The organism is Bradyrhizobium ferriligni (assembly GCF_056837965.1).
Window position 1 is genome coordinate 93,868 of the sequence record NZ_JBXEJO010000013.1, and the last position, 21,664, is coordinate 115,531.

A 21,664-nucleotide genomic window follows, 5' to 3' on the forward strand; every position below is an offset into this window, starting at 1 on the left:
CGGGTCTGTCAACGACCGGCGCTTGATGCTGCGGCCCGCCGCGCGCGGCGCGCGGCGCGGCGGCGCTGGGTCCAGAGTCTCGCGCGGTCGAGATAGAGATAGACCACCGGCGTCGTGTAGAGCGTCAGGATCTGGCTCAGGATCAGCCCGCCGAAGATCGCGATGCCAAGCGGCTGACGCAGCTCGCTGCCTTCGCCGAGACCGATCATCAGCGGCACCGCGCCGAACAAGGCGGCGAGGGTCGTCATCATGATCGGGCGGAACCGCATCAGGCAGGCTTCGTAGATCGCATCGCGCGACGACAGCCCGCGCTGGCGTTCGGCATCGAGCGCGAAGTCGATCATCATGATGGCGTTCTTCTTCACGATGCCGACCAGGAGGATCACCCCGATCATGCCGATGATGTCGAAATCGGTGTGCGACAGCATCAGGGCCGCCACCGCGCCGACGCCGGCCGAGGGCAGCGTCGAGAGGATGGTCAGCGGGTGGATGTAGCTCTCGTAGAGCATGCCGAGCGAGATGTAGATCGTCGCCAGCGCGGCGAGGATCAGGAACAGCTCGTTCGCCAGCGCCTGCTGGAAGATTTTCGCGGAGCCCGCAAACCCGCCGGAAATGCCCGCGGGCATGCCGAGCGCGTGCATCGCGTTCTCGATCGTGGTGGTCGCCGTGCTCAGCGAGACGCCCGGCGGCAGGTTGAACGAGATGGTGCTGGAGACCAGGAGATCCTGGTGGTTGACCGAGAGCGGCGTCTCGCCGTGCTCGAAGCGGGCGACGCTCGACAGCGGGATCATGGTCTCCGCGCTGGTGGAGACCGCGGTTCCGGTCGATGCGACGCCCTTGCCGGTGGCGCCGATCGAGTTGGTGGCCTGGTTGCGCACCACATTGGCGGCGACCGCGCTGACCGAGCTTTTCTGCGAGGACGAGGCCACCGTGCCGGCCACCGCGTTGGTGCTCTGCGTGCCGCTCGCCGAGCCGCCCGAGGTCGAGATGTAGACCTCCTTCAGGGTCTGCGGGTCCTGCGAGAAGCGCGGCGCGACCTCCATGATCACGTGATACTGGTTGCGCGCGACGAAGATGGTCGAGACCTGGCGCTGCCCGAACGCGTCATAGAGGGTGTTGTCGAGCTGGCTGACCGTGATGCCGAGCCGGGAGGCGGCGTCGCGATCGATGATCAGATTGGCCTGCAGCGCCTTGTTCTGCTGGTCGCTGTTGACGTCGGCAAGCGTCGGCTCCTTCTGCAATGCCGCGACGAGCTTTGGCGTCCACTCGTTCAGCTCCTCGAAGGTCGAGCCCTTCAGCGTGTACTGATATGCCGCGTTGCCCGAGCGCCCGCCGGCGCCGAGGTCGCCGATCGATTGCAGGAACAGAGTGGCGCCCGCGACGCTTGCCAACGGCTCGCGCAGCCGCTCGATCACCTTGTCGGCGCGCAGCCGGCGCTCAGCCATCGGCTTCAGCGAGGCGAACACGGTGCCGGTGTTGGTGCCGCCGGGACCCACGCCGCCGCCACCGGTGAAGCCGACCGCGGTGTCGACCGCCGGATCCGACTTCACGATGTCGATGAACTGGGTCAGCTTCTGCTGCATCAGCTGGAACGAGGTGCTCTGGTCGGCCTGGATCGAGCCGATCAGCAATCCGGTGTCCTGCTGCGGCACGAAGCCCTTGGGCACCACCTTGTAGAGATGGAAGTTCAAATAGAGCGTCGAGCCGAGGATCAGCATCACCAGGAGCGGATGGCGCAGCGCGAGGCCGAGCGTCGCGCGGTAGCCGTTCAGCATCAGCTCGAAGATGCGCTCGCTGATCCGGTAAATCCGGCCGTGCGGCTGGCCCTCCTCCTTGCGCAGCAGCACCGCGCACATCATCGGCGTCGTGGTCAGCGAGACCACCAGCGAGATCACGATCGCGATCGTGATGGTCATGGCGAATTCGCGGAACAGGCGCCCGACCAGGCCGCCCATCAGCAGGATTGGCACGAACACCGCGATCAGCGACACGCTCATCGACAGCACGGTGAAGCCGACCTCGCGGGTGCCGACCAGCGTGGCCTCGAGCCGCGACAGCCCGGCATCCATGTGGCGAGTGATGTTCTCCAGCACCACGATGGCGTCGTCGACCACGAAGCCGGTCGCCACCGTCAGCGCCATCAGCGAGAAGATGTCGAGCGTGTAGCCAAGCAAATACATCACGGCGAAGGTCGCGATCAGCGACACGCCGACCGCCACCACCGGGACCAGCGTCGCCCGCGCATTGCGGAGGAAGGCGAACACCACCAGGATCACCAGGGCCACCGCGATCAACAGCGTGATCTCGACGTCGTGCAGCGAGGCGCGGATCGTCTTCGAGCGGTCCATTGCGAGGGTGATGTCGACCGCGGGCGCGACCGAGGCCTTCAGCTGCGGCATCAGCCCTTTGACGCTGTCGACCATCTTGATGATGTTGGCGCCCGGCTGCCGGTACACGATCATCACGACGGCCGGCTTGCCGTTGGAAAGGCCGAGCGTGCGCACATTCTCGACGGAATCGATCACGTCGCCGACGTCGGTCAGGCGCACCGCCGCGCCGTTGCGGTAGGCGACGACCAGCGGCCTGTAGTCGGCCGCCTTGCGGGCCTGGTCGTTGGCGTAGATCTGGTAGCGCTGGTTGCCGACGTCGATGCCGCCCTTCGGGCTGTGCGCATTGGCGCTCGAGAGCGCGGCACGGACGTCCTCGAGTCCGATGCCGTATTTGTAGAGCGCCGGCGGGATCAGCTCGACGCGCACCGCGGGCAGCGAGCCGCCACCGACCGAGACTTCGCCGACGCCCTCGACCTGCGACAGCTTCTGCGCCAGCACGGTCGAGGCGGCGTCATACAGCTCGGCCGGCGTCAGCGTGTCCGAGGTCAAGGTGTAGATCAGGATCGGGGCGGAGGCCGGGTTGAACTTGCGGTAGGTGGGGTTGGCGCGCAGGTTGGTCGGCAGATCGGCGCGCGCCGCGTTGATCGCCGCCTGCACGTCGCGCGCGGCGCCGTTGATGTCGCGGTCGATGTCGAACTGCAGCGTGATGCGGGCGGAGCCGAGCGAGGACACCGAGGTCATTTCGGTGACGCTGGCGATCTGGCCGAGATGACGCTCGAGCGGGCTCGCCACGGTGGAGGCGACGTCGGCAGGGCTTGCGCCGGGCAGCGTCGCCTGCACCATGATGGTCGGGATGTCGACGTCGGGCAACGGCGACACCGGCAGCTTGAAGAACGCAATGATGCCCGCCACCACGAGGCCAAGCGACAGCAGCGTGGTGCCGACCGGCCGTCGGACAAAGGGGGCGGAGAGGTTCATCGAATTTGCGAGCGCTGTTTGCGGATGAGCTTCTATCCGTCCGCGCCGGGATGCAAAAGCCTAAATGTCACAGGGCGGCGCCATACCGCCGCCGCGATGTGTCTGACCGCAACACAGCGCCCGACGGCGGCCGTAGTCTCGATCGTGTAGTTCTCGATCAATGCGCTCGAATCCGGTGCGGTGCGCGTCACGACGCGTGGGAACGCGGGTGGAACTGAGCTAGGTTTCGCCCCTGATGATCGCAAGGGGGCGAGGGTGCAATGGCACGACTGATCGCACTGGCCGGGCTGCCCGGCACCGGCAAATCCGGCATTGCGCGGCAGCTGGCGCCGCGCATCGGCGCGATGTGGCTGCGGATCGATTCGATGGACCAGGCGATCTGAGAATCGCCCTCCGCGCCGCGCGATCTCGCCGACTGGACCTACCGCGCGGCGCAGGCCGTCGCCACCGACAATCTCGCGCTCGGCTTCGACGTCCTCGCGGACTGCGTCAACGATTGCCAGGCGTCGCGCGAAGGATGGGAGTTGGCGGCGCAACGGGCCGGCGCCGATGTGAAATGGCTGGAGATCGTGTGCAGCGATCCGGCCGAGCACCGTCGGCGGGTCGAGACGAGAACGAGCGACATCGCGGGGCTCGCTGTGCCGGATTGAGATGCCGTCGCGCGCCGCGCTTACGATGCCTGGGATCGCGATCGGCTCATCGTCGACACGGCGCATCGCAGCCTTGCGGCCTGCGTCGACGACGCGTTTGCGCTGCTGGGCAGATGGGCGCGCCGGGCCGTGGGCGCCGCATGCGGGTTACTTTGCCGCATTCTGGCTCGCGCCGACGAAGTAGAAATCCTCGCTTCCCGGCACCGAACCATAGCTGAAGGGCTGCTGCCGGCGATCCGTCGCCGCCATGACGTCGTCGCGCACGAGGTCGAACAGCTTGCGGATCTCGATCCGCGGCGTCTGCATGCGCTTGATCAGGGCGGTCACGAACGGGCTGTGACCACCGTCGCCGTCGAGCGCGACCTGGCCGTGCTTGGCGGCGTAGACGACCAGCGTGCCGCTGTCGGGCTCGACCTGGGCCAGTCCCCTGCCGATGGAGCGCGATGCGACGGTGCGCTTGATCTGGTTGGCGAAGGGATTGTCGCGACAGGCATCGAGAATGACGAGATGCAGCTTGCGTGCACCTTCGGTCGCGCCCAGCACCTGGGTCAGGGCTACCGCCTCGAACGGCACGTCGCGGTCGGTGGCGAGTTTCGCATCGACCGGCACCAGATAGTTCTCGCCGGCCATCTCCATGCCGTGCCCGGCATAGTAGATCACCGCCCAGTCCGCGCCATCGGCCGCGTTGGCGAATGACTTCAGCGCCTCGACCAGGCTGTCCCGCGTGGCATCGTTGACGAGGCGGACATCCTGAAAGCCGACGGCGCGCAGCGTATCGGCAATCGCCGCCGCGTCCTGGCCGGGGTTCGGCAGCACCGGTACGGAGCGATATCTGGAATTGCCCACGACCAGGGCGACGCGCCGCTCCGAATTTGCTGCCTTCTGACCCGCGCCGATCGGCGCGATCGGCACCGCCGCGGCAAATGCGGGGGTTGCCTTCGCCGCACCGTGATCCGCGATCACGCTCTTGTCCGTGGCGGCGACCTTGTCCAGCCGTTGCAGGCCTTCCCTGGCGACGCGCTGGCCCTGCGTCCGGTCGAGCTGATCGAGGCCGATGACCTCGAGCGCGTGGCGGAAGTCGGCGCGCGCACCCTCGATATCGCCCTTCTTCTCGCCTGCGAGGCCTCGGCGCGCGTAATTCAGCGCGCCCTGCGCATCGAGTTGCGTGGCGCGGTCGTAGTCGCGCACGGCCTGATCGAGCTCGCCTTTGCTGGCCAGCGTCAGGCCGCGCAGCGAGTAGAACTCGGATTGCCCGTCCTGGATGGCGATCGCACGTTCGATATCCCGCGACGCATTGTCGATGTCGCCGGCGCTGATCTCGACCACCGCCCGGCAATAATAGGGGCCGCCCGCGCGCGGCGCGACCTTGATCGCATCCTGGCAATGCAGCGCCGCGAGCCGGTCCTTGCCGCGGAAATCGTAGACCAATGCGCGATTGACATAGGCGTACCACGAGCTCGGATCGAGCTCGATGGATCTGCCGTAGTCGGCGAGCGCGCGATCGTAGTCCCCGGTGGCGACGAACAGCTCGGCGCGATTGTTGAACCAGCCGGCGCTGAACGGGCCGGCAGGCTTCAGCCGGATCGCCTGATCGAAGTCGCTCAGCGCGCGGTCATAGTCCTGGTTCTGCAGGAAAACCTTGGCCCGCTGGCCATAGGACGGCGCGAACGACGGATTGATCGCAATCGACTGATCGTAGTCCGCCTTGGCTTTCTCCAGATCGCCCTTGTTATGCCAGGCGAGCGCGCGGTTGTAATAGGTGATCGAAAGGTCGCGTCCCCTGGGATTGGCCGCGATCAGGCGGGTGCAGGCGGGGATCGCGAGCTCGGGGTGCGGATCCCCGGCGTCGCACGCCGCGCCATCCTCTCTGAGACCTGCATAAGATGGGGAATTCAGCAGCAACAGCAGGCCGATTGCGGCGAGCTTGGGCAATGAGAGGCGCATTCCGGTCATTCCATTCCAACGACCGGAAATTGAGACCAGAATGTTGTTCGCGCCGTGGCGAAAAATGCGCGAGCGAGGTTCCGCGCCTCAGCCCGGATCGAGCCTGTCAGTCGCGCGCGCATCACGATGCAGCGTGCCCGCATCGTGCAGCATCGCCGCCAGCTGGTGCAGCTGCGTGTCGCGAAAGCCCTGCCTCTCGATCGAGGCCACGGTCGAGAGCACATAGTCGCGGTTGTTGCCGGAGCGGCCATGGCCCTGCAGCACCAGGCGCTGCTGCTCGGCGAGCGACAGCCGCCCGGCATATTGCACATGGCCGCGATCGACCACATAGGCCAGCGCAGAGACGCGCTCGCGCGCGGCATTCTCCAGCCACACCGAGCGCATCACCTCGCGATAGACGTTGGTGGTCTGCTCGCGTCCGCGCAAATAGGTGATAGTGTCGTGGCGCAGGCGGGCGGCGACGCGGAACGCGATGCCGCGGCAGGCGCCGCCGCGGTCGAGCCCGAGCACCAAGCCCGGCTTCTCCGGCGTGCCGCGGTGGTCGAACGAATAGACGCAGAGCGCGCGATGCTCGCCGATCAGCCGCGCCGGCACCTGTTCCAGGAACTCGAAGCCCGGCTTCCACATCAGCGAGCCATAGCCGAACACCCAGAGGTCGCCGTCGGTTTCGGAATGGGGAGGATTTGCTGACATCGCGCTGATGGGCTAGCAGAACGGGCCGTCGAAGCGAAGCAGATTCCGTGATGTTTCCAAGGCTTGCTCAAGGCTTGCTGGAGGCTCGCTCAAGGGTTGCTCGGGGCTTGTTCAAGGCTCGCGGCCGCTTAGATTTTGACAAATTCGCCCGCCAAAGGACCTGCATGTCGGATCAGACCTCCGCCCCCCGCCGCCGCTCGCGCTTCGGCCTTTATGCCGTCCCCGTCGCGGTCCTGATCGCCGCGGTCGCGTGGAGCGCCTTCTGGTTCTTCGCCGCCTCGCAGGTCGGCGTGCAGGCCGATGCCTGGCGCGCGCAGGAGGCGAAGGCCGGCCGGGTCTATGATTGCGGCGACCGTTCGGTGGCGGGTTACCCGTTCCGGTTCGAGGTCCGCTGCACCGATCCGAGCGTGATGCTGGTCTCGCAGACCGCCTCGCCGCAGATGGCGTTCGTGGCGCGGCTTGCCGAGATTCTGGTCGTGGCGCAGGTCTACGATCCCAAGCTCGTGATCGCCGAATTCAAGGGCCCGGCCACGATCGCCGAGCGCGGCGCGCAGCCGACGCTGTCGGTGAACTGGAGCAAGGGACGCAGCAGCGTCGTCGGCCTGCCGGCGGTGCCGCAGCGCGCCTCGCTGGTGTTCGACGATCTCGCCATCGACCGCACCGGCGGCGCGGCGCCGGCGCCGCTGGCGCGGGTCAATCACATCGAACTGCACGGCAGGCAGGTCGACGGCTCGGCGCCGGACAGTCCCGCGATCGAGACCGTGCTGCAGATTGCCGGCGGCACCTTGCAGGACGTGCATCCGCTGCTCGCCCAGCCGTTCAACGCCGACATCCATGCGCGGCTCAACGGCCTCAAGGATTTCTCGCCGAAGCCGTGGCCGGATCGCTTCCGCGAGATCCAGGCCGCCGGCGGCAGCGTCGAAATCCAGCAGTCGCGGATCGAGCAGGGCGATGTGCTGTCGGTTGCGGCCGGCACGCTGCGCCTCAACGCGCAGGGCCGCATCGAGGGCGAATTGCAGATGACGGTCGCCGGCCTCGAGCGCGTCATCCCCGCGCTCGGCATCGACAAGATGCTGGAGGAAGGCGTGCCGCAGTCGACGCTCGATCGCGTCGCGCCGGGCGTGAAGAGCCAGGACCTCAGCAATCTGTTCGGCGCGCTGGATCGCGCCATCCCCGGCCTCGGCAAGGTGATCAAGCAGAACGCCAATGCCGGCATTTCCGCCGGCATCAATTCGCTCGGCACCGAGGCCACGCTCGAAGGCAAGAAGGCGCGCAGCTTCCCGCTGCGCTTCGCCGACGGCGCGGTGTTCCTGGGGCCGCTGAAAGTCGCGCAGATTCCGCCGCTGTTCTGAACCGCGGCGGATTGCGCCGACGCGAACTCGCCCGCGCACTGTCAGGCGTGCTCAAACGGGCCGACCTCGCGGATCACCTTGCAGATCTGCAGGAAGCCGCTGGCGTAGAACTCGGCATGTCCTCGCCTCATGGTTTCGACATGGTCGGGGTGATTGCGCCAGGCTTCGAGCGCCTCCTCCGAAGCAAAGCGAAACAAGGTGAGCTCCTCTCCATCCTCCGCCTTGAACGATTTGACCGAAAGGAATCCCGGAAGGCGGCTGACAATGTCGTACATGCGTTCGCCCAGCCGGTTGTATTCGTCGAGCGGGACGTTCTCCCGTAGCTTCAAGTCACCAACGACAATGACTTCACCGATCATGCTGCAGTCCTCCGTCGATCCAATGTCCGTGGCAGGTTGAAAACAATCGCCCCAACACAATTCGAAATCGCGACCGGTGTTGTTACGCCTCCACCCAGGGCGTTCCTCGCGCGCGATATCGTCGGTCGCGGCAATCTATTCCCGCCGCCCCGATGAGAAAAACGTGACCGGAATAATGCGCCCCGGCGCGAATATCACTCCGCGAGTACCGCTCCCTTTCGCCTGAGGAAGCAACCTCGTGTGGAGGAGAAGCGATGCGAATTCTCGGGGGAATTCTGCTCGGCAGCATGCTGCTGTCGGCAGGTCCGGCGTTGGCGGAGGACGATGCGTCCGAGCTGCGTGCGTTGAAGGCACGGCTCAAGCAGCTCGAGCAGAAAATGGAGACGCAGGCGCGCAAGGAGGAGGCGCTGGCCGCAAGACAGAGCGCAATTCAGAACGCGCAGATGACGGCGAAGGCGCCGGTGCCGTTCGATCCCTGCGCTTCGGGCAAGCTCTGCTACAAGGGCGTCACCTTCACCTTCGGCGGCTGGGTCGATCTCACCGGCATCTATCGCAGCCGCAACCTCGCCTCGGACTCGGGCTCGGTCTACAACTTCATCCCGTTCCCGCAGAGCAAGAACTACAACACCGGCGAGTCGCGCTTCACCGCGCGCCAGACCCGCTTCTCGGTGCTCGCCGAAGCCAACGCCACGGAGAACGTCCACGTCGCCGGCTATGGCGAGCTCGATTTCGAGGGCGCGGCCCAGACCGCCAATTCGGTCGCGACCAATTCGTTCAATCCGCGGCTGCGGCAGGCCAGCATCGAGATCGACCGCAGCGATCTCGGCTTGCATGTCCTCGCCGGCCAATCATGGTCGCTGAACACGCCGAGCAAGGCGGGCATCGATCCGCGAGGCGCCGATACGCCGGGCGTGATCGATTTCGAACTGGTGCCGGGCTTCCTCGGCGCGCGTCAACCGGGCGTTCGGGTCTGGCAGGACATCGGGCCCGAGTTCAAGCTCGCGGTCTCGGCGGAGAATCCGCAGACATCCTTTTTCGGCGGCAACAACCCGCTGGTCGGCACGCCGGCTGTCGGCCCGCAGGGCGTGCTCAATCCGAACCTGCTGGTCAATCTCACCGGTCCGGGCGGCAGCTTCTTCAACAGCCTGAACAATGTCAGCCTCAACCACGTTCCGGATCTCACAGTGAAGGGCGCGTGGGATCCGCGGCTCGGGCCCTACAAGCTGCATGTCGAGGCGTGGGCGCTCTACCGCGACTTCTATGATCGCTTCAATTTCGCCAATCACGACGTCAACACGGTGAGCTTCGGCGGCCATCTCTCGGCCGAGATCGTGCCGAAGCTGCTCGAGGTGCAGGCTTCCGCCTCTTACGGTGCGCTCGGCCGCTTCACCGCAACGCCATTCCCGGATGCGACCGTGCGCCAGGACGGCTCGATCCAGCCGCTGCCGATCACGGCCTTCCTGGTCGGCTCGGTCTGGCACACGACGCCGTCGCTCGATCTCTACGCCTATGCCGGGCTCGAAAAGACCAAGGCGACCTTCTCCAATGTCGGCACGGTGCCGTTCGGCTACGGCAATCCGCTCTACAACAACCTCGGCTGCAACATCGAGAACTCGCCGGCCGCGACCTGTAACGGCAACACTTCGGAGGTGAGGCAGTACACCGCGGGCTTCTACGACACGATCTTCAAGGGCTCCTACGGCACCATCAAGGCCGGCGCGCAATATTCCTACACCCAGCGCTTCGCCTTCCAGGGTGTCGGCGGCGCGCCGAAGACCGACGACCATATCGTCATGACCCAGATCCGCTATTACCCGTTCTAGTCCTCCGTGTCGCAAGATCCTCATGGTGAGGAGCGCGAAGCGCGTCTCGAACCATGAGGCCCGGTCCATGGCCTGCATCCTTCGAGACGCCCGCAAGCGCGGGCTCCTCAGGATGAGGGGAAGTCGGTAGTGACCAGGATGGCTTCGCGCGCGGTGGACATTGATTCCGATGCGGCCAAAACCGATGCCGCTTCTGGAAAGGGAGGCTACAAATGAGGATCGTGACCAGACCGAAGCAGAGGGCCGTGATTGCGCGCGAATTGATGATGGTCAGCCGCGCCGCGCATGTGCTGCAGCGAACCGGCCTGGCGATGGCCGGTGCCATGGCCGGCACCTTTGTCGCCGCCCAGCTCGCCAAGGGCCATGTCGCTGTCTTCGGCACGGTGATCTTCATCGCAACGACGATCGTGATCGGCGCCGCCGGCTTCTATCTCGGCATCGATATTCCCAAGCCCGCGATGCGCGGCACGGGGCGCATCGATGCCGTCGAGCTTATGAGCGCGGGCGGCATCTTCCTCGCCGCGCTGGCTGCGCTGGTGTCGGTCTACGGCATCGTGTTCGACGAGATTCCGCCGCGCGCCTGGGAGTTCGTGATCGGCTCCTGGTGGTTCGGTGGCGGCATCATGCTGGCGACCGCCGGCCTCGTCGGCCGTCAGCGGCCGGCGCAGAAGACCGCCGCGATATCGGCGGGGCCGATCCGGGATCAGCGGTTGCGGCGGTGAGCACGGTCGCAGACCTGCAGCCCTGCTGCGCCAATCTGTCCCGTAGCTGCGATCGGCCGATGCGATACCCTCACAAAAAAATCGGGGAGGGACTTCAATGCCAGCGACATTCAGCCGCCGTCACGTCATCGCTGCCGGAGCTGCGGCCGCCGCGATGCCCTTCCTGTCACGCGGAGCCTCGGCGCAGGCCGCGTGGCCTTCGCGGCAAATCCGCATGATCTGCAGCTACCCCGCCGGCGGGCAGACTGATCTTTTGGCACGGGCCTTCGGCGAATTCATCGCAAGGCAAGTTGGGCAAACCGTCGTCATCGAGAACAAGGCGGGCGCCTCGGGCTCGATCGGCGCCGCCGAGGTGGCGCGCGCCGCGCCTGACGGTCACACCATCCTGTGCTCGATCTCGACCACTTACGTGATGAACCGCGCGATGATGAAGAACCCCGGCTACGACATGGACAAGGATCTGACGCTGGTCAGCGTGATCCCGGGCGCCGGGCTGCTGCTGGTCGCGAGCCCGAAATTGGGCGTCAAGACACTGGCGGAATTCGTCGCCTATGCGCGCAGCAGCGGCAAGGTGAATTTCGGCACCTACAGCGCGGGCTCCGCGCCGCACATGACGATCAACGAGCTCAACAAGCAGTATGGCCTCACCATCGAGCCGATCCATTATCGCGGCGAGGCGCCGATGTGGACCGGGCTTGCGGAAGGCACGCTCGATGTCGCGATGGGCAGCTACACCGCCGCGCAAACCGTGCTGCAGAGCAACCGGGGCGTCGTCTTCGGAGTTCACTCGAAGAAGGTCGACGCGATCCCCGAGACCAGGACGCTGCCCGAGCAGGGCGCGACGTCAAAATTCTTCACCGTGAGCGGCTTCTCGGGTTGGGCATTGCCGAAGGCGACGCCGCAGCCGATCGTCGATCGGCTGTCGGAGATTTGCGTCGCCGCCAATAGCGATCCGAAGGTCAAGGAGGTGCTCGCGACCTTCGTGCTGGAGCCCGCGATCGGCTTCAAGGACAGCAATGCGCTGTATCAGCGCGAATTGCCGGCCTGGATGGAGGCCGCGCAGTCACTCGGCCTGCCGCCGGCTTGAAGCGATCCGGAACTGAAGGATGGCTGCATCGACGGTCACCATTCGTCGTAGAACCACTCCCTTGGGATTCGAGGCCGCGCTCTTGCGTATGGCGGGATCGACGTCCGCTCGGGCTTGCGCGCGGCCGGAGCCGGCTGCGTCGGAGGCGGTAACGCCTTCGGCTCGGAAACCTTCGCGAGTGCCCGTTTCATTTCTTCCTGGCTCGCCTTGAGTTCCTCAATGGCTTTGGAGTTCTCGCGGGCCATCTGTTGCTGGTTCGCCTTTAGTTGCTCGATATTTCGCTCAACATTCGCGAGGTCGCGTGCGATCGTTTGCAGCAGCTGCGTCTGATCGGGAAGGGCTGTGTTGGCTGTCGGCGCGGCCTCCTGCGGTGGTGCGGTCTGAGGCAACGGCGTCGCTTGGGGCGGAGCGGCGTCTGCCGCGGCGACCTGAACGGCCGGTGGAGCGGGCTGCGCCGGAGGCTGCGGATCATCCGGCGGCAATGCTGGAGTTGAAACGAGCTGCGGCGCCCAACGGGCGACAAGCAGCTTGGCTTCCCCACCATATGACGACTGCAAAGCCAGGGCAGCGACAACGATACATGCTGCCACCGACAAGGCGGTGAGGGCCCGGAATATCGGTCTTCCGGGTCGCGATTGCGAGGCAGGTCCGGAAGAAGAGGGGCTCGGCCCGGAAGAAACAGGGCTAGGTTCGACCGAGGGCGGGTTTGGCTGCGTCGAAGGGCGGGACGCGGCATCGCGCTCCATTCTTGCGAGCTGTTCACTCAAGCGCGTGAGTTCTTCATCGGCGCGCGCAATCTGCTTTTGGGCTTCCGCGAGTCTTTCGTCGGCCCGCGCGCTCAGGCTATCGTTCGATCCAGCTGGATTCGGAGTGGGTGTGGAGTTCATTGACGTATCCCTTTCCGTCCAATGTCACCCAAGAGTACCGACTCGGCTATCCGTCAGGGGCGATCAGCCCCCAGCACTCGCTTCAGTCTTGTCCAAAGAATGGCGGGATGATAGCGCGCCCGAGGTCTCGTGATAATGGGGCGAGGTGCCGGCCCGGGCTAGCCGGAGGTCAGGTCCGCTTGGGTCAACAGCCGACGTCATTCCGCGCCGCCGGATGCGCGCTTTAGACCACAAGCTGACATCGCAGCAGACCACAAGCTGACATCGCAGCCTTGGGAGTTGTCCCTGGGGCAATGCAAAAGGCCCTAGCCAGCAGGGTCTGAGGCGTCCCGCTCCACCAACTCGAAGGTGATGCCCTCGGGACCCTCGAACAGCCGGAGCTTCCGGCTGATGTAGTCCATCTCGTCGCTCAGCATGGTGACACCGTTGGCCACCAGGTGCGCGGTGGCCGCCTCGATGTCGTCGACGCGGAAGGCGAGGTGATTGAAGCCCAGCTTTCGCAGATTGGTCGGGTGCACCCCCGGATCGGTTCCTGGGGGCGGGTCGAACTGGAGCAGCTGGATCTCGAAATCCGCTCCTTCGAGTGCGAGCGTGATGTGCTGCGCTCTCATGGCCGGCATGCCCATGTACCGGGCGGGAACGCCGCCGTCGATGGTCGCGACGTGGGTCTTCCTGAAGCCAAGCAGTGCGAAGAACGCGATCGCCGGGCCGGCATCTGCCACTGCGATCGTCACATGATCCGGACTGAGTATCATCTGATCGCTCCCTGTCATCAGCGACGCGCCGGCTTTCCTGCTGGAGGCTACCAGCTCGCTCCGTCCGCCGGTAGTCGGACCGAGCCCCGCCTACGTCTTCAAATTCGCATGCGGCCGGCCGAAGTCGGGCGCGGCGGAATCTTGGCCGGTCTCGACGATGCCGCGGCGGATGGCGCGGGTGCGGGTGAAGTGGTCGAACAGCGCTTCGCCGTCGCCGCGCCGGATCGCGCGGGTCAGCTTCGACAGATCCTCGTTGAAGGTGCCGAGCATCTCGAGCACGGCGTCCTTGTTGGCGAGGAATACGTCGCGCCACATCGTCGGGTCCGAGGCCGCGATGCGGGTGAAGTCGCGGAAGCCGCCGGCGGAGAATTTGATGACCTCGGATTCCGTCACCTGCGCCAGCTCGTCGGCGGTGCCGACGATGGTGTAGGCGATCAGATGTGGCAGATGGCTGGTGATCGCGAGCACGAGGTCATGATGGTCCGGCGTCATGATCTCGACCTTGGCGCCGAGCGCGGCCCAGAACGCGCGCAATCGGTCGGTCGCCGCGGGATCGGTGCCTTCGGGCGGCGTGAGGATGCACCAGCGGTTGATGAACAGCTCGGCGAAGCCGGAATCCGGCCCCGAATGCTCGGTGCCGGCCACCGGATGCGCCGGGACGAAGTGGACGCCGTCAGGCAGATGCGGCGCCATGTCCTTGACGACGGCGCCCTTCACCGAGCCGACGTCGGAGATGATGGCGCCGGGCTTCAGATGCGGCGCGATCTCGGCGGCGACCGGGCCGCAGGCGCCGACCGGGATGCAGAGGATGACGAGGTCGGCATCCTTCACCGCCTCGATATTGGTCTCGACGACGCGATCGACGATGCCGAGCTCGGCGACGCGCGCACGCGTCTTCTCCGAGCGCGCGGTGGTCACGATCTCGCCGACCAGCCCTTGCGCGCGCGCGCCGCGCGCGATCGAGCCGCCGATCAGGCCGAAGCCGATCAGCGCGATGCGTTTGAAGAGCGGGGCGGTGGTCACGATGTCACTTTCCGGCCAGGAAGTCGCGCAGCCCCTCGACCACGAGGCGGTTGGCCTCCTCGGTGCCAATGGTCATGCGCAGCGCATGCGGCAGCTTGTAATTGTTGAGTGCGCGCAGCACGAGGCCGCGCCGCGTGAGATAGGCGTCGGCTTCCGGCGCGGTCTTGCCCTTGTCGGTCGGGAAATGGATCAGCACGAAATTGGCGACGCTCGGCGTCACCTTCAGCCCGAGCTTGCCGATCTCCTCGGTCAGCCAGTTGCGCCATTGTTCGGTGTGGGTCCGCGACATCTGCACATGCGCCGTGTCCTCGATCGCCGCCACCGCCGCCAGCATCGCCGGCGTCGTGACGTTGAACGGACCGCGGATGCGGTTGCAGGCATCGACGATATGCGCCGGCCCGAACATCCAGCCGATCCGCAGCGCCGCAAGGCCGTGGATCTTCGAGAAGGTGTGCGTCACCACCGTGTTGTCCGTGGTCGCGACCAGCTCGATGCCGAGTTCGTAATCGTTGCGCGAGACGTAGTCGGCATAGGCGGCGTCGAGCACCAGCAGCACGTGCGACGGCAGCGCGGCGCGCAGCCGCTTGACCTCGTCGAACGGGATGTAGGTGCCGGTCGGATTGTTCGGGTTGGCGAGCCAGACCAGCTTGGTCTTCGGCGTCACCACCTTGAGGATGGCGTCGACGTCGGCGGTGAAATTGGTCTCGGCCGCGATCACGTTCCTGGCGCCGTTCGCCATGGTGGCGATCGGGTAGACCAGGAAGCCGTGGGTGGTCGAGATCGCCTCGTCGCCGGGGGCGAGATAGGTGTGCGCCAAGAGATTGAGGATCTCGTCGGAGCCGGCGCCGCAGATGATGCGGTCGGGATCGAGCCCGTAGGCGCGGCCGATCGCCTCGCGCAGCACGCGCGAGGTGCCCTCCGGATAGTCCTCGAGATGGTCAGCCGCGGCCTTGTAGGCCGCGATCGCCTTCGGAGACGGCCCGAACGGCGTCTCGTTGGCGGACAGCTTGAACACCTTGCGGCCCGGTTCCGGCACCGGGCTCTTGCCGGGCGTGTAGGGCGCAATATCGAGGATGCCGGGGTTCGGCACAGGGCGGGACATCATCAACTCCGAACAGAGCGTTTTCGAGCGAAGTGGATACCGGTTCGCGTGAAGAAAACGCGTCAAAACAAAAGTCTGGACGGGCGGCTGGCTCTTGCTTCAGGTCCTGGCCGATCCGTTAGAGGGCACCGTATAGCGCGTTGCGTGGCTGCCGACGAGGGCCGACGAGCGGACCGAGGCGCCGGCCTTGATCAAGGCGAGCTTGATGGCCTCGAAATCGTGGCCGGTGACCGAGACCAGGAGCGCCGCGCCGTCGAAGGCGGTGTCGGGGACCGCGACGATCTCGGCGAGCGGGGCAAGCGCGCGGGCGACATCGGCGTTCCAGCCGGAGACGCGCACGCTCCAGGTCTGCACTTCGGTGACCATGGCGTCGTCGGCGACCCGCGAGATCACGAACACCGGCAACGCGGCGGGATGGTCGGCGCGTTCGAGGAACGGCAACCGCGCGATGATCTTCGGCGCGCCACTGGCCTCGAGCGCATTCCACCACGGCGTGCGGCTCGCGATCGCGGAGACCAGCGCGAGGTCGCCCTTCGACTTCGCCACCGCCTCGACCGCGGCCTGTGCGCTGAAATGCGACACATAGGGCACCACGAAGCCGAAGTGAAACCGCGCCGAGTCGCGCATGGCCGACTCGCCGACCGAAACATCGGCATGCACCGCGAACGGCGCCTGCACGTAGGTGAAGGTCGAGATGATGACGCGCCAGATGCTCTCGATGGTGTCGAGCGGCAGGATGCCGCGATGACGCCGCACCAGTTCGCGCATCATGCTGGCCTCGCGCGCCGGGCGGAATGCGGAGCCGACCTCCTGGGTCTTCTTGACCTGGATCAGGCGGTCGATGATGTCGCCGCGCGCCATCAACAGGCGGTGAACCTGCTCGTCGATCGCATCGATCTCCTTGCGCAGCTCCTGCAGCGAGGGCGGCGACGGGGGTGGGTTGGACATGCTCTCAAACCTTGTCGTCGGGGCGGCCCGTTGCCGCGTCGGACAGGGTCCCTGATTAGGAAAGACGGGCAGCGAAAGCAAAGAGAAACGTCGCAGGCGTGCGTTGCGCATTCGGTTAACCAATTGGCCGTGGGCAGGGCTGTCTTGACGGCGGGGGGCGCGGGGACTACGTTCCCTGCGTCCCGTGGTCATTTGAGCCGGCCGGCTTGCAGCCACGTTAAACAACTCGCTAAACAGGCCGGGGACCTTATCAGCTCCCGGCCGAACCTTTGTTCAGGCCGGGTTTTTTATTGGCCTGAGGTCCGTCGAGCCCTCCCGCGCGGAGGCAGGGTCGCCTAGATGAGCAACGTGCGTCCGATACCGAGCCCACAAACCCCGAGCGATGATCGCGCCCATGAGGCCGACCATCCGTCGTCACTGGTGGCGAAGTTCGGGATGGACCAGCCGCTCAAGCTCGATTGCGGCGTCGATCTCGCACCGTTCCAGATCGCCTACCAGACCTATGGCGAGCTCAATGCCGACCACTCCAACGCGATCCTGGTCTGCCACGCGCTGACCGGCGATCAGCACGTCAACAACATCCATCCCGTCACCGGCAAGCCCGGCTGGTGGGAGACCATGGTCGGCATCGGCCGGCCGATCGATCCCGATAAATACTTCATCATCTGCTCCAATGTGATCGGCGGCTGCATGGGCTCGACCGGCCCTGCGTCGCTGAACCCCGCGACCGGCAAGGTGTGGGGACTCGATTTCCCGATCATCACCATCCCCGACATGGTGCGCGCGCAGGCGATGCTGATCGATCGTCTCGGCATCACGACGCTGTTCTGCGTGGTCGGCGGCTCGATGGGCGGCATGCAGGTGCTGCAATGGACCGCGGCCTATCCGGAGCGCGTGTTCTCGACGCTCGCGATCGCCTGCTCGACGCGCCACTCGGCGCAGAACATCGCGTTCCACGAGCTCGGCCGCCAGGCCGTGATGGCCGATCCGGACTGGCGCGGCGGCCGCTATGTCGACGAGGACACCCATCCGCACCGCGGATTGGCCGTGGCGCGGATGGCCGCGCACATCACCTATCTCTCGGACGCCGCGCTGCACCGCAAGTTCGGACGGCGGATGCAGGACCGCGAGCTGCCGACCTTCTCGTTCGATGCGGATTTCCAGGTCGAGAGCTATCTGCGCTACCAGGGCTCGTCCTTTGTCGAGCGCTTCGATGCCAACTCCTATCTCTATCTGACCCGCGCGATGGACTATTTCGACATCGCCGCCGACCACAACGGCGTGCTGGCGAAGGCGTTCACCGGCATCCAGACGCGGTTCTGCGTGGTGTCGTTCACCAGCGACTGGCTGTTTCCGACCTCGGAATCGCGCGCGCTGGTGCATGCGCTGAACGCGTCGAGCGCGCGGGTGTCGTTCGCCGAGATCGAGACCGACAGGGGGCACGACGCCTTCCTGCTCGACGTGCCCGAATTCCTCGAGATCTCCCGCGCCTTCCTGCTGGCCGCAGGCAAGGCGCGCGGATTGAAGGACGACGGCCAGTCATGAGCATGCAGCAGACATTGCCCTTGCCGGGCATCGCGCCGGAGCGGACCGGCGGCTATCGCACCGATCATCTGCTGGTCGCCGACATGGTGCGGCCGGGCTCGCGCGTGCTCGACGTCGGCTGCGGCGATGGCGAATTGCTGCAGCTGTTGGAGAGCCGCGGCATCGACGGCCGCGGCATCGAGCTGTCGCGCGAGGGCGTCAATGGCTGCGTCGCCAAGGGGCTCGCCGTGGTGCAGGGCGATGCCGACACCGACCTCGTCAACTATCCCGACGATGCGTTCGACTACGTGATCCTGTCGCAGACCTTGCAGGCGACGCGGCAGCCCAAGGTGGTGCTGGAAAATCTGCTGCGGATCGGCCAGCGCGCCATCGTCTCGTTCCCGAATTTCGGGTTCTGGAAGATGCGGCTGCAGCTTCTGATCGGCGGCCACATGCCGCGCACGGAGAATTTGCCGGCGAGCTGGTACGACACCTCGAACATCCATTTCTGCACCATCAAGGATTTCGTGCAGCTCTGCGAGGAGATCAACGTCAAGATGGAGCGCGCGGTTGCGCTCGATCTCTACGGCCGCCCGGTGCCGCTCAACCTGCCGTGGTGGGTGTGGAACATGTTCGGCGAGCAGGGCGTGTTCCTGCTCAGCCGGGGTGGGCAGGGGAAGTGACGTCATGGCGTCATTCCGGGGCACGCGAAGCGTGAACCCGGAATCTCGAGATTCCGGGTTCGATGCTGCGCATCGCCCCGGAATGACAGGACTACACCGGCGCCGCCACCAGCGACCGCGGATCGCGTACCGGCCAGCGGCCGGCCTCGACCAGCGCGATGAAGCGCTCCACCATCTCGTTGAACAGCGCCGGCTCCTCGAGGTTGAGCACGTGACCCGACTTCGGGAAGAAGGAAAGCCCGGCGGCCGGCAGATGCTGCTTCAGGAACATGCTGGGCGCGATGCAATTGTCGTCCTCGTCGCCGCACAGGATCAGCGCCGGCGTCGCGGCGCGCTTGATCGCGTCGGTCATGGTGTAGATCGAGGGCCTGCCGCCCTGGAAGCTGCGCATCGTGTTGGCCGAGCCCCTGGCGTCGTGGCGGGCGAGCGCGGCGTAGAAATCGGCGTGGCCGCGCGGATCCTTGACCAGGAACGGAATCCGGCTCGGCGCTTCGCGCGTCACCTTGGCGACCTCGACCGCGCCGATGCTCTCATATTGCTCGGCATTGGCACGGCACTGCGCGCGGAAGGCATCGAGATTCTCGAGGCTCGAGCCGGAGCCGACCGCGGCCAGCGTCATTGACAGCGCGCGCTCCGGCGCGTTGAGGGCGATCTGCAACGACGAATAGGAGCCCATCGAGAGCCCGACGAAATGCGCTTTGGCGATGCCGAGATGGTCGAGCACCGCGAGCGCGTCGGTATAGAAGTGCTGGTAGGTGTAGACGTCGGCGCTCGGCGGCACGTCCGACGGCGTGTAGCCGCGCGCCGAATAGGCGATGCAGCGGTGGCCGCGCGCGAAGTAGCGCATCTGCGGCTCCCAATTGGTGTGATCAGCGGCAAACTCGTGCAGGAAGATGATCGGGGTTCCGCTGCCGGCCTCTTCGAAATGGAGGCGGACATGATCTTTCGTCGTGGCGTAGGGCATTGAAATTCTCCTCTCGTTGGCCGCCTCCAGATTTGCAGTTAATTTTCAAGGCTGCAATGCGGCAGTTCCGGTTCCTTTCTCGTCATCGATTCATCGCGGAATGACCCAGAAATTGTTCCCGCTGCGCCGCATGAAATCTTCCTCGCGCCATCCCGATTTTCAAAACCACCGTCGCGTTCCCCCGGGAACGCGACGGGGAGTTGGGGGGCGTTACAGAGGATCTAGTGAAGTATGGTTCAGTTGCTTGCGTGTCGCCGGTCGCTTCGTGTTTTGGCGCTGGCTCTGTGTTCGCTCACTCTCGCCGTGATCTCCGCCGCTCCGGCATCCGCCCGTCCGCACCACTCACGTCACGCGCATTCGGCCCATGCCGGCCATCACGCGCGTCATTATGCCCGCCATCACTATCGGCACACCGCGCGGTTGTCGCGCGCCGAGCGCCGCGCGCTCGCGCAGCCGGGCGGGATCGTCGAAACCAACGCAGCGCCGTTGCCCGGCAGCGCTGACCCCGTGCCCAACACCGGCGGCGTCAGCGCGGCAGGTGGCTTCGGCTCGTCCGGCATCGTGGCCGAGGCGCGCCGCTATCTCGGCGGCAATCCGACCGACCGCTCCAGCCTGTGGTGCGCACGCTTCATGAACATGGTGCTGCAGCACACCGGCCATCGCGGCACCGGCTCCGACATGGCGAGCTCGTTCGCCAAATACGGCACGCGCGTTTCGGGACCGCAGGTCGGCGCCATCGCCGTGATGAGCCGCCGCGGCGGGGGTCATGTCGGCATCATTACCGGCGTCGATGCCAAGGGCAATCCGACCATGATCTCGGGCAACAGCGGCCACCGCGTCCGCGAGACGTCGGTCTCGCGCGGCCGGATCTACGCCTATGTGATGCCGACGAACTGACTCGGAGCAGGGTGGGTAGAGCCAACGGGTCCGCGCAACGCGCGGCCCGATGATAAACTCAGCGAAACCCACCGCCTACACCTCGGTGCGGAAGTGATGGGTTTCACTGCGCTCTACCCATCCTACGAGAGCGATCTACACCGGCGCCGGCTGCTCGACGGCAATCGTGTCGCCGACGGCGGCGCCGCCATCGCTGATGATCTCGGCATAGATGCCGCATTCATTGTTGCCGAAGCGCTGCATCAGCGTGTTCGGCACCGAGAGGTCGCGCGCGCCGGTATCGGGATCGACATTGACCGCGGCGCAGCGGGTGATGCGCTTCACCACCCTGGCCCGCGCGCTGCCGATCGCGATGGTCTGGTCGAGCAGGCTGGCTTCATGCCAGGCCGGCCAGCCCTCGACATAGAGATTGGCGCGGAAGCGCAGCGGATGGACCGGCGCCTGCACCATCTCCTCGATCGCCCGCAGGCTCGCCAGATTGATGATCGAGACCACCTTGCGCGGCACGTCGGAGAAACTGTGGCCCGGGCTGACCAGCACCTTGGGCGGTCCCTTGATCTGGCCGGTGTGACGGTCGGCGAAATAGCGCTCGATGGCCGCGCGGCCTTTCGCGGTCTCGAGGTCGCCCTGGGCCACCATCGCGCCATCCCGGCGCAGCGTCAGCACGTGGCTGTCATCGTCGAACTGGGCGCGCAGCGGCGCCAGCCACTCGTCCCGCTGCAGCATCAGGAAATGCGGCTTCGGCAGCCACTTCGGCGCCGAGGGATCGAAGCCGCTCGGGCCGTTCTCGATCGCATAGCGGCGATCGGAGCGGATCGTCTCGCCGGCCTTGAGCTCTGCGTGCGGCAGCGACTCGGGCGTGAGGCCCTTGACGGGGTAGCGGTAGATGCCGGTGATCCTGGCGGAGGAGGGCTGTGCGTTGTCCATCCGCTCGCTCTAGCCT

Annotated in this window: 20 protein-coding genes and 1 riboswitch; of the genes, 9 read left to right on the forward strand and 11 right to left on the reverse strand. The window is 66.0% G+C overall.

The features are described from left to right. Window positions 1-8: 8 nt before the first annotated feature. Complete coding sequence (locus tag AC1VNY_RS10195; protein ID WP_482405040.1) at window positions 9-3,308, reverse strand: efflux RND transporter permease subunit; 3,300 nt, start codon at window positions 3,306-3,308, stop codon at window positions 9-11. 260 nt (window positions 3,309-3,568) lie between these two features. On the opposite strand from AC1VNY_RS10195, the gene AC1VNY_RS10200 reads away from it, so the two are divergent. Both AC1VNY_RS10200 and AC1VNY_RS10205 read left to right on the forward strand, forming a co-directional pair. Next, complete coding sequence (locus tag AC1VNY_RS10200; RefSeq protein ID WP_482405041.1) at window positions 3,569-3,691, forward strand: hypothetical protein; 123 nt, start codon at window positions 3,569-3,571, stop codon at window positions 3,689-3,691. Between the two features lie 141 nt (window positions 3,692-3,832). After that, window positions 3,833-3,958, forward strand: coding sequence for a hypothetical protein (locus AC1VNY_RS10205; RefSeq protein ID WP_482405042.1), 126 nt, complete (start codon window positions 3,833-3,835; stop codon window positions 3,956-3,958). Window positions 3,959-4,105: 147 nt separating this feature from the next. Here the strand turns inward: AC1VNY_RS10205 and AC1VNY_RS10210 are convergent, their stop codons facing one another. Together AC1VNY_RS10210 and AC1VNY_RS10215 are read right to left on the reverse strand one after the other, a co-directional pair. After that, window positions 4,106-5,902 carry a caspase family protein gene (locus tag AC1VNY_RS10210; RefSeq protein ID WP_482405043.1) on the reverse strand — a complete coding sequence of 599 codons (1,797 nt, stop codon included), beginning with the start codon at window positions 5,900-5,902 and terminating at the stop codon, window positions 4,106-4,108. Between the two features lie 87 nt (window positions 5,903-5,989). Beyond that, window positions 5,990-6,595: a gamma-glutamylcyclotransferase gene (locus AC1VNY_RS10215; RefSeq protein ID WP_482405044.1), complete on the reverse strand. Its 606-nt coding sequence runs from the start codon at window positions 6,593-6,595 to the stop codon at window positions 5,990-5,992. Between the two features lie 164 nt (window positions 6,596-6,759). Between AC1VNY_RS10215 and AC1VNY_RS10220 the strand changes: the two genes are divergently transcribed. Beyond that, entirely contained in the window at window positions 6,760-7,947 is a 1,188-nt protein-coding gene (locus AC1VNY_RS10220; RefSeq protein ID WP_482405045.1) for a DUF2125 domain-containing protein, read from the forward strand. Window positions 7,948-7,988: 41 nt separating this feature from the next. Here AC1VNY_RS10220 and AC1VNY_RS10225 read toward each other — a convergent pair whose 3' ends face one another. Then, window positions 7,989-8,306, reverse strand: coding sequence for an antibiotic biosynthesis monooxygenase family protein (locus tag AC1VNY_RS10225; protein ID WP_482405046.1), 318 nt, complete (start codon window positions 8,304-8,306; stop codon window positions 7,989-7,991). 254 nt (window positions 8,307-8,560) lie between these two features. On the opposite strand from AC1VNY_RS10225, the gene AC1VNY_RS10230 reads away from it, so the two are divergent. The 3 genes from AC1VNY_RS10230 to AC1VNY_RS10240 all read left to right on the forward strand — a co-directional run bounded on the left by AC1VNY_RS10230 (window position 8,561) and on the right by AC1VNY_RS10240 (window position 11,938). Next, window positions 8,561-10,129, forward strand: a complete 1,569-nt coding sequence (locus AC1VNY_RS10230; protein WP_482405047.1) for a hypothetical protein — start codon at window positions 8,561-8,563, stop codon at window positions 10,127-10,129. Between the two features lie 212 nt (window positions 10,130-10,341). After that, window positions 10,342-10,851, forward strand: a complete 510-nt coding sequence (locus AC1VNY_RS10235; protein WP_482405048.1) for a hypothetical protein — start codon at window positions 10,342-10,344, stop codon at window positions 10,849-10,851. Window positions 10,852-10,948: 97 nt separating this feature from the next. After that, window positions 10,949-11,938: a Bug family tripartite tricarboxylate transporter substrate binding protein gene (locus tag AC1VNY_RS10240; protein WP_482405049.1), complete on the forward strand. Its 990-nt coding sequence runs from the start codon at window positions 10,949-10,951 to the stop codon at window positions 11,936-11,938. Between the two features lie 35 nt (window positions 11,939-11,973). Here AC1VNY_RS10240 and AC1VNY_RS10245 read toward each other — a convergent pair whose 3' ends face one another. From AC1VNY_RS10245 to AC1VNY_RS10265, 5 genes are all read right to left on the reverse strand, one after another. Further along, entirely contained in the window at window positions 11,974-12,825 is an 852-nt protein-coding gene (locus tag AC1VNY_RS10245; protein WP_482405050.1) for a hypothetical protein, read from the reverse strand. Between the two features lie 305 nt (window positions 12,826-13,130). After that, window positions 13,131-13,580 carry a VOC family protein gene (locus tag AC1VNY_RS10250; RefSeq protein WP_482405051.1) on the reverse strand — a complete coding sequence of 150 codons (450 nt, stop codon included), beginning with the start codon at window positions 13,578-13,580 and terminating at the stop codon, window positions 13,131-13,133. A 90-nt stretch (window positions 13,581-13,670) separates the two neighbouring features. After that, the gene (locus AC1VNY_RS10255) at window positions 13,671-14,603 is read right to left on the reverse strand and encodes a prephenate/arogenate dehydrogenase family protein (protein WP_482405052.1); all 933 of its coding nucleotides are present in this window, start codon (window positions 14,601-14,603) and stop codon (window positions 13,671-13,673) included. A 4-nt stretch (window positions 14,604-14,607) separates the two neighbouring features. Then, complete coding sequence (gene hisC / locus AC1VNY_RS10260; protein WP_482405053.1) at window positions 14,608-15,705, reverse strand: histidinol-phosphate transaminase; 1,098 nt, start codon at window positions 15,703-15,705, stop codon at window positions 14,608-14,610. 99 nt (window positions 15,706-15,804) lie between these two features. After that, window positions 15,805-16,653, reverse strand: coding sequence for a chorismate mutase (locus AC1VNY_RS10265; protein WP_411779590.1), 849 nt, complete (start codon window positions 16,651-16,653; stop codon window positions 15,805-15,807). A gap of 174 nt (window positions 16,654-16,827) precedes the next feature. After that, window positions 16,828-16,907, forward strand: a riboswitch (SAM riboswitch). A gap of 85 nt (window positions 16,908-16,992) precedes the next feature. On the opposite strand from AC1VNY_RS10265, the gene metX reads away from it, so the two are divergent. Both metX and metW read left to right on the forward strand, forming a co-directional pair. Further along, complete coding sequence (gene metX / locus AC1VNY_RS10270) at window positions 16,993-18,198, forward strand: homoserine O-acetyltransferase MetX (RefSeq protein WP_482405054.1); 1,206 nt, start codon at window positions 16,993-16,995, stop codon at window positions 18,196-18,198. After that, window positions 18,195-18,860: a methionine biosynthesis protein MetW gene (gene metW / locus AC1VNY_RS10275; RefSeq protein WP_057017864.1), complete on the forward strand. Its 666-nt coding sequence runs from the start codon at window positions 18,195-18,197 to the stop codon at window positions 18,858-18,860. Before metX ends, metW begins: the two co-directional genes overlap by 4 nt. A gap of 91 nt (window positions 18,861-18,951) precedes the next feature. Here the strand turns inward: metW and AC1VNY_RS10280 are convergent, their stop codons facing one another. Then, window positions 18,952-19,824: an alpha/beta fold hydrolase gene (locus tag AC1VNY_RS10280; RefSeq protein ID WP_482405055.1), complete on the reverse strand. Its 873-nt coding sequence runs from the start codon at window positions 19,822-19,824 to the stop codon at window positions 18,952-18,954. A gap of 231 nt (window positions 19,825-20,055) precedes the next feature. Between AC1VNY_RS10280 and AC1VNY_RS10285 the strand changes: the two genes are divergently transcribed. Beyond that, a complete protein-coding gene (locus tag AC1VNY_RS10285; RefSeq protein ID WP_482405056.1) occupies window positions 20,056-20,721 on the forward strand; it encodes a TIGR02594 family protein in 666 nt (221 codons plus the stop codon). 135 nt (window positions 20,722-20,856) lie between these two features. Here AC1VNY_RS10285 and AC1VNY_RS10290 read toward each other — a convergent pair whose 3' ends face one another. Beyond that, entirely contained in the window at window positions 20,857-21,648 is a 792-nt protein-coding gene (locus AC1VNY_RS10290; RefSeq protein WP_482405057.1) for an MOSC domain-containing protein, read from the reverse strand. Between the last annotated feature and the right edge of the window lie 16 nt (window positions 21,649-21,664).

Bases quoted from the DNA above. Each gene is read 5' to 3' on its own strand.
- AC1VNY_RS10220 (WP_482405045.1), top strand. From the start codon at position 6,760: ATGTCGGATCAGACCTCCGCCCCCCGCCGCCGCTCGCGCTTCGGCCTT.
- AC1VNY_RS10240 (WP_482405049.1), top strand. From the start codon at position 10,949: ATGCCAGCGACATTCAGCCGCCGTCACGTCATCGCTGCCGGAGCTGCG.
- AC1VNY_RS10245 (WP_482405050.1), bottom strand. From the start codon at position 12,825: ATGAACTCCACACCCACTCCGAATCCAGCTGGATCGAACGATAGCCTG.
- AC1VNY_RS10200 (WP_482405041.1), top strand. From the start codon at position 3,569: ATGGCACGACTGATCGCACTGGCCGGGCTGCCCGGCACCGGCAAATCC.
- AC1VNY_RS10225 (WP_482405046.1), bottom strand. From the start codon at position 8,306: ATGATCGGTGAAGTCATTGTCGTTGGTGACTTGAAGCTACGGGAGAAC.
- AC1VNY_RS10210 (WP_482405043.1), bottom strand. From the start codon at position 5,902: ATGCGCCTCTCATTGCCCAAGCTCGCCGCAATCGGCCTGCTGTTGCTG.
- AC1VNY_RS10195 (WP_482405040.1), bottom strand. From the start codon at position 3,308: ATGAACCTCTCCGCCCCCTTTGTCCGACGGCCGGTCGGCACCACGCTG.
- AC1VNY_RS10280 (WP_482405055.1), bottom strand. From the start codon at position 19,824: ATGCCCTACGCCACGACGAAAGATCATGTCCGCCTCCATTTCGAAGAG.
- hisC (WP_482405053.1), bottom strand. From the start codon at position 15,705: ATGTCCCGCCCTGTGCCGAACCCCGGCATCCTCGATATTGCGCCCTAC.
- AC1VNY_RS10265 (WP_411779590.1), bottom strand. From the start codon at position 16,653: ATGTCCAACCCACCCCCGTCGCCGCCCTCGCTGCAGGAGCTGCGCAAG.
- metX (WP_482405054.1), top strand. From the start codon at position 16,993: ATGAGCAACGTGCGTCCGATACCGAGCCCACAAACCCCGAGCGATGAT.
- AC1VNY_RS10235 (WP_482405048.1), top strand. From the start codon at position 10,342: ATGAGGATCGTGACCAGACCGAAGCAGAGGGCCGTGATTGCGCGCGAA.
- AC1VNY_RS10290 (WP_482405057.1), bottom strand. From the start codon at position 21,648: ATGGACAACGCACAGCCCTCCTCCGCCAGGATCACCGGCATCTACCGC.
- AC1VNY_RS10250 (WP_482405051.1), bottom strand. From the start codon at position 13,580: ATGATACTCAGTCCGGATCATGTGACGATCGCAGTGGCAGATGCCGGC.
- metW (WP_057017864.1), top strand. From the start codon at position 18,195: ATGAGCATGCAGCAGACATTGCCCTTGCCGGGCATCGCGCCGGAGCGG.
- AC1VNY_RS10215 (WP_482405044.1), bottom strand. From the start codon at position 6,595: ATGTCAGCAAATCCTCCCCATTCCGAAACCGACGGCGACCTCTGGGTG.
- AC1VNY_RS10230 (WP_482405047.1), top strand. From the start codon at position 8,561: ATGCGAATTCTCGGGGGAATTCTGCTCGGCAGCATGCTGCTGTCGGCA.
- AC1VNY_RS10285 (WP_482405056.1), top strand. From the start codon at position 20,056: ATGGTTCAGTTGCTTGCGTGTCGCCGGTCGCTTCGTGTTTTGGCGCTG.